The 3,744-nt window shown below is 23.0% G+C and carries 4 protein-coding genes; all 4 read left to right on the top strand.

The genetic code is table 11. The features are described 5' to 3' along the window. Positions 1 to 50 precede the first annotated feature (50 nt). Genes ACTT9D_RS06900 through ACTT9D_RS06885 form a run of 4 tightly spaced genes read left to right on the top strand, consistent with a single transcriptional unit; the run spans position 51 to position 3,700 of the window. Positions 51 to 701: a class I SAM-dependent methyltransferase gene (locus tag ACTT9D_RS06900; RefSeq protein ID WP_440931047.1), complete on the top strand. Its 651-nt coding sequence runs from the start codon at positions 51 to 53 to the stop codon at positions 699 to 701. Continuing rightward, positions 685 to 1,899, top strand: a complete 1,215-nt coding sequence (locus ACTT9D_RS06895; RefSeq protein WP_440931046.1) for a glycosyltransferase family 4 protein — start codon at positions 685 to 687, stop codon at positions 1,897 to 1,899. Before ACTT9D_RS06900 ends, ACTT9D_RS06895 begins: the two co-directional genes overlap by 17 nt. Before the next feature lie 26 nt (positions 1,900 to 1,925). Then, positions 1,926 to 2,924: an N-acetylneuraminate synthase family protein gene (locus tag ACTT9D_RS06890; RefSeq protein ID WP_440931045.1), complete on the top strand. Its 999-nt coding sequence runs from the start codon at positions 1,926 to 1,928 to the stop codon at positions 2,922 to 2,924. Positions 2,925 to 2,956: 32 nt separating this feature from the next. Beyond that, the gene (locus ACTT9D_RS06885) at positions 2,957 to 3,700 is read left to right on the top strand and encodes a phytanoyl-CoA dioxygenase family protein (protein ID WP_440931044.1); all 744 of its coding nucleotides are present in this window, start codon (positions 2,957 to 2,959) and stop codon (positions 3,698 to 3,700) included. Positions 3,701 to 3,744 lie beyond the last annotated feature (44 nt).

Genomic DNA, 3,744 nt, shown 5'->3' with positions numbered 1-3,744 from the left:
ACATGAAATATATAAAAATTGGTTTAAATATAAATAATATTATCAGATAAATGAAAAACTTAAATTCCGTAATAAGTTTATATAATCAAAATTTTCATCATAAAGACGAATTTAAAAAAGTTATTTGGGGTTCTGAAAAATCAATGAGAAATAGACATAGGCTTTTTTTTAAACTTTTGAAAAAAAAAAATTACAATAGATGGTTAGATATTGGTTCAGGAACTGGAATAATTTTTCAGTCAAATGAGTTAAATAAGATTAAAATAAAAAAAATTCATGCTTTAGAGGTTAATAAAAATCTTTGTGACTTAATAAAGGTAAAAAAGATTCAAACAAATTTAAAAATAATTAATAATGATATTATGAAATATAAGACTAATTTAAGATTTAATCTGATTAGTGCGATCGGAGTTTTACAAAACAGTGGTTATTTTTATGACACTATAATTAAAAAATTAATTTCTTTAATGCACTCTAATTGTGAAGTATTCATTACGAGCAAAAATGTTCTATGGAAAAATCTCAATAAAAAATTAAAAATTAAAAGTAATCATGAATGGATAGATCCTTTTGATATAATTAGAATTTTAAACAAAAATAAAATAATTATTAAAAAGTTTGGAGGATTTAAGCCAGAGCTCAATAAGTGTGTAAAACTTCATAATTCAAGTAACTTTTTTATACATGCTAAAAAAAAATAATTTTAGAATTGGTATATTTTGGGAACAGTTTGAGTGGGGTGGGGTTGATACCCATTTAAAAAACCTTTTAGAACATTGGAATAATGATAAAGATAAAATTATTATCTATCACAATAATAATAACAAAGGTGCTTGGAGATTAAAAAAACAATTAAAAAATAAAGTCAAAAATTTATATTTTCATGAATTTAATTCTTTGTTTAGTAATAGAAAAAATTATTTTAACTTTTTATTAGAACCAATAAAATTTTTTTTTTCCGTTCAGAAATATCAAGAATTTTTAAAAAAAGATAATTTAGATTTTATAATATGTGAAAATGGTGGGTATCCAGCGTCATATGGTGTATGTGCTGCATTGTTGTCCTCATTTAAGATAAATATTCCTGTAAGAATTTTCAGAATTCATCATTCAGTATCAAAACAAAAAATTATAAAAAAGCCGTTTCTTTATTATTTAGATAAAACTTTAGCTAAAGCTTCGTCATGTATCATGTTTGGATCTTATGCAAACAAAAATTCTGTTAAAAAATATTCATCTTTGTTAAATGATAGAAATACTAGTTCAAAAGTAATTTACTATTGCGTTCCTAATTATAGAAAAAAAAATTTAAAAAAAATTTTCAAAAAAGAAAAAAAAATTAAATTGTTAGGTATATTGGGAAGAATTGAAGAATATAAAGGTCATGAAGATTTAATCGAAGCATTTTCTAAATTGCCAGACAGTATTAAAAATAAAAATAAAATTATTATAATTGGCACTGGGAAAGAAGTATTCATTAAAAAATTAAAAAAATTAATTCAAACACTAAATTTAGAAAAAAATATTATTTTTACAGGCTTCTTAGAGCATAACATTGAAAATGTAATTTGCAGCTTAGATTTAGTTGTTATGGCTACAAGAAATTATGAAGGTTTTGGATATACTGTTGCAGAAGCAATGAGTGTGGGTACACCTGTTCTTGCAAGTAATGTCGGAGCTATAAAAGAATTATTGAGCAAAAGAGATGGTAGATTGTTTACTCCAAAAAATTCAGAAGATCTATTAAAAAATTTAATTGATTTTAATAAAAATTATAGTGATTGGAAAAAAAGAGCAAGAGTTGCGAAAACTAATATTAATAAGAAATTTGATGCAAAAAAAATTGCAAAACAATTCAGGGAATATTTGATAAGTGAATTTAAAAAAACTAATTTTTAATAATATGATATATATTAATATTTTATATGTTAAAAAAAAATAAGATATATTTTATTGCAGAAGCAGGAATAAATCATAATGGGAGCTTAAGTCTTGCAAAAAAATTAGTAATTGCTGCTAAGAAAGCTGGAGCTGATGCAATTAAATTTCAAAGCTTTTTTGCAGATGAATTCATTTCTAAAAAAAATGAAACTTATAAATTAGGACCTCAGAAAAAAAAGATAAATGTTTACAATTTATTTAAAAAAACAGAGTTCAAAAAAGATTGGTATAAAAAAATTAATTATTTTTGTAAGAAAATTAATATAGATTTTATTTCATCTATTTCAGACAAGATTTCATCCGATTATTATTTTAATCTGAAAAAAAAAATAGTTAAAATTGCATCAGAAGATATAATTAATTATCCGTTGTTAAAGTACTTAGCTAAACAAAAAAATAAAACTTTTATAGTTTCTACAGGTATGGCTTCTCTAGAAGAAATTTCATTGGCTGTCAAAATATTAAAAAAAAAAAATAAAATAATATTAATGCATTGCGTTTCTCTTTATCCTACAAAATTAGCAGAATCAAATATAAATAGAATAGATACTTTAAAAAAAAAATTTAAATTAGAAGTTGGTTATTCTGATCATACTCTTGGATATGAAGCAATGTTCATTGCTGCAGTGCAAGGATGTAAAGTTTTTGAAAAACATTTTACGTTGAGTAAAAAAATGAATGGACCAGATCATCATATGTCAATGAACCCTTCAGAACTAAAGACATGTATAAATTTTTTGAGTAATATAGATAAGATAAAAGGTAATGGCAAAATTAACCCTTTTGGCAGACAACTTTTTTCAAGAGAAAATTATAGAAGAAGTATATTTGCAAAAAAAAACATAAATAAAGGTGAGCTATTTTCTGAAAAAAATATATGCTTAAAAAGACCTGCAAAAGGATTGCATCCTAAGTATTTTCATAAAATAGTTGGAAAAAAAGCAAAAAAAAGTTTTAAAACTAATGAAATGATAATTGTTTAAATTCTTAAAATAATTAAATATCTCAAATAATAATGACTATAAAAACAATTAATGACTTAAAAAATAATGGCTTTACAGTACTTAAATCATTTATTTCAAAAAAAACAATTTTTGATTTAATTTACGGATATGAACAAAATCTAGATTATTGTTTAAATAAATTCATAAAAAGTAAACCTTTACCAAACAATATTGATAAGAAATATAAACTTTTAAATAAATTAGATAAAAATTTGAAATCAAGGTCGTATGACTTGTCAAAATTCCACCCAACATTATTAAGATTGGCAACTGATAAAAAAGTTGAAAAGATAATTAATTCTATATTTAAAGAAACTTTTTTTGTTGATTATCCACAAATACGAATTGATGATAATAAAAACTCTTTTCTCTTACCGATGCATCAAGAAATATACGGACAAATGTCAAAGAATTTACTCACTATGTGGTGCCCACTTACTAATGTATCAAAATTTAATGGGACATTAAACTTAATCCCAGGGAGTCATAAAAATGGTAAATTGAAGCATCAATTTTACAATATTAAAGGTAAAAAATACCACGGAATTCAAAAAGAATTTTTAGAAAATAAAAAAATTGTTTCTTTAAAATTGAAAGCAGGAGATGCAGTATTATTTGATCCTTATTTAATCCATGGCTCAGGAAAAAATAATTCAAACAAAATCAGATGGACTTTTGTTTCAAGATATAATGCTATTTCAGGGATTGATTATTTGAATAGAAAAAAAACAAAAATTAGAATAAAGCAGAACTAAAGTTGAGTTTTAAAAGAATCAATATAATTGAAGAATTAAATAAA

The sequence above is a fragment of the Candidatus Pelagibacter sp. genome (assembly GCF_052049815.1).
GTDB lineage: Bacteria > Pseudomonadota > Alphaproteobacteria > Pelagibacterales > Pelagibacteraceae > Pelagibacter.
Note: the sequence above shows the minus strand (reverse complement) of the source record. Positions and strands in the feature narration are given on the sequence as shown.

Excerpts from the sequence above, each read along its gene's own strand:
- ACTT9D_RS06900 (WP_440931047.1), top strand. The coding sequence starts at position 51 with ATGAAAAACTTAAATTCCGTAATAAGTTTATATAATCAAAATTTTCAT.
- ACTT9D_RS06895 (WP_440931046.1), top strand. The coding sequence starts at position 685 with ATGCTAAAAAAAAATAATTTTAGAATTGGTATATTTTGGGAACAGTTT.
- ACTT9D_RS06890 (WP_440931045.1), top strand. The coding sequence starts at position 1,926 with ATGTTAAAAAAAAATAAGATATATTTTATTGCAGAAGCAGGAATAAAT.
- ACTT9D_RS06885 (WP_440931044.1), top strand. The coding sequence starts at position 2,957 with ATGACTATAAAAACAATTAATGACTTAAAAAATAATGGCTTTACAGTA.